Genomic DNA, 1,588 nt, shown 5'->3' with positions numbered 1-1,588 from the left:
ATATAGATTTAGATCTATGGATATTTTATGTATTTATCAAATTCAATAATTTGCTTAGGAAAGTACTAGGTATAAATAAATACTTTAAAAGATAATTTGATTACTAAAAAAAAATAGAGTTAACTTAACTCTATTTTTTCATTTTTATTTTTCTAAATATTTGCATATACATATTCTTTATCATCACTAAATGTAAAGCAATAATCTGGATTTATATCTAATATATCCTCTATTTCAGTACTATATATCATCTCGTCTATTAATTCATTTTTGCTTGTCCCTTCCAGCCAAAAATCTATAATTTGGTCTTTATCGAACAATCTATCAATATCATAGCTTGATTCAAGCATATCATCTAACTTATCCCTAATATAATCCTTTAAGTCCCTACTATTACTATATATTAAGTATTCATCAATTTCCGTATATCCATTTTCCCATAAATCCATATAATATGAATCACATGCTCTTATACTCATTTCTTCGATGTGCCAGTTACACCAAGCAAAGAATGTTATCTCATTTATATCTATCTCATTGCTATTATAGTATTGAACTACTTCTTCTAACTTATCTTTTTCACTTAATAAGTACTCCTTTAAATTACTATCTTTCATATCTAAATAAATACTCTCAATTATTTGTATTGTTCTAGTGTCCATATTGTTAAACTTATGTATTAATTCTTGTAACTCTTTGAAAAATAATTTATTAATAACTTCGCTTTTATTTGTAATCATCATATTATCTCCTCCTAATTTCTTGGAACATAGAAAAATCCCTAGTTGTAATATCTACAACTAGGGATCTTTTATTTATAAACCACTATTCATAATTTGTTTAAATATTATCTAGTTATTCTATAGTCTAATACTATAACCCAAGCTCTGTAACTTTTTCCTTTTTAGCTATACCACCTTTTCCACAACTTTTACATTTTAGTACAACAGGGTAAACTTGTGCTTTTTCTAATATAGCTGCTAAAATATTTAATCCTAACCCACACAATAGTAATATTTTTGATATACCGAAAAACCCATCATAATCTATAAAAACAAGTAACCCCATTATTAACATTAAGCTCGTTCCTATAATTGTCATTTTTACTGTTTTCTTATGTCTTTTTACATCTTCCCCACAAAAGCTACAAGAAAACTTTTCTGTCCAATCATATTCAACCTCTTTACAATCATCATTAGTACATTTATGTACTACTCTTAATTTAAAAGGGTAAAGTACTAAAGATAAGTATGGAATTATATATATACAATTAACTCCTAAACTCATTATAAAATCCATAGTAAATGCTCCAATAATAGCCATTGGTATTCCTATCTTAAATGTAAGTGTAAGTAGATGTAAAGCAAAGCTCCTAGTTTTCATTTCACTTCCGCATTTGTCACAATATTTCATTTTTATATCCTCCCACATTATCATCTTTATTGTTTAATTAGAACATTGTTAATCGTTTATAAAATTTTAATTAGTTAATAGATTAATTTTTATCATTCTTTTAATTTCATATTATTTATTAATTGCTTTATCCATCCCTCTGTGTATCCAAGTTCTCTACACATTTCTTTTATAG

2 protein-coding genes are annotated in these 1,588 nt (G+C 25.7%); both read right to left on the bottom strand.

The genetic code is table 11. The annotated features are described in order from the left end of the window. Window positions 1-152 precede the first annotated feature (152 nt). On the bottom strand, window positions 153-743 hold the full coding sequence (locus tag NSA58_RS19915; protein ID WP_079768060.1) for a hypothetical protein: 591 nt from the start codon (window positions 741-743) through the stop codon (window positions 153-155). 130 nt (window positions 744-873) lie between these two features. Further along, window positions 874-1,413 (bottom strand): hypothetical protein, encoded by a 540-nt coding sequence (locus NSA58_RS19910; protein WP_257560915.1) that lies wholly within the window; start codon window positions 1,411-1,413, stop codon window positions 874-876. Window positions 1,414-1,588: the final 175 nt, after the last annotated feature.

Origin of the sequence: Terrisporobacter muris (assembly GCF_024621905.1) — a bacterium.
Classification (GTDB): Bacteria; Bacillota; Clostridia; order Peptostreptococcales; family Peptostreptococcaceae; genus Terrisporobacter; species Terrisporobacter muris.
This window is presented reverse-complemented; position numbering and strand designations above follow the sequence as displayed.